This is a genomic window from Bartonella sp. AA86SXKL (assembly GCF_042196885.1).
Window position 1 is genome coordinate 1 of sequence record NZ_JBHIRE010000290.1, and the last position, 350, is coordinate 350.

The following is a 350-nucleotide window of genomic DNA, read 5'->3' on the forward strand; positions in this document are numbered from 1 at the left end:
CTGTAATTGGGTTTTGTACAACGCGCTGTATTAAGGGAGCGATGTTGAGTTCATCAGGACCTATTCCATCTAAAGGAGAAAGCTTTCCACCCAAGACATGATAACGTGCAGCTAAAGTTTTTGCACGTTCTAGAGCCCACAGATCAGCAATATCTTCAACAACAATAATTGTTGCATCATCACGACGTGGATCTGTACAAATCGAACAAGGGTCAATTGTATCTACATTTCCACAAACAGAACAAATGCAGACCTTTTGTACAGCTGCTTGTATTGCTGCTCCTAAAGGTTCAAGCAATGTTTCCTTTTTTTTGATGAGATGCAACGCAGCACGACGTGCTGACCGAGGA

At 42.3% G+C, this 350-nt stretch carries 1 protein-coding gene; it reads right to left on the reverse strand.

All coding sequences use genetic code 11. The annotated features are described in order from the left end of the window. Positions 1–350: toprim domain-containing protein (locus ACFIO5_RS11595; RefSeq protein WP_375705490.1), on the reverse strand; the 350-nt coding region annotated here is incomplete at both ends.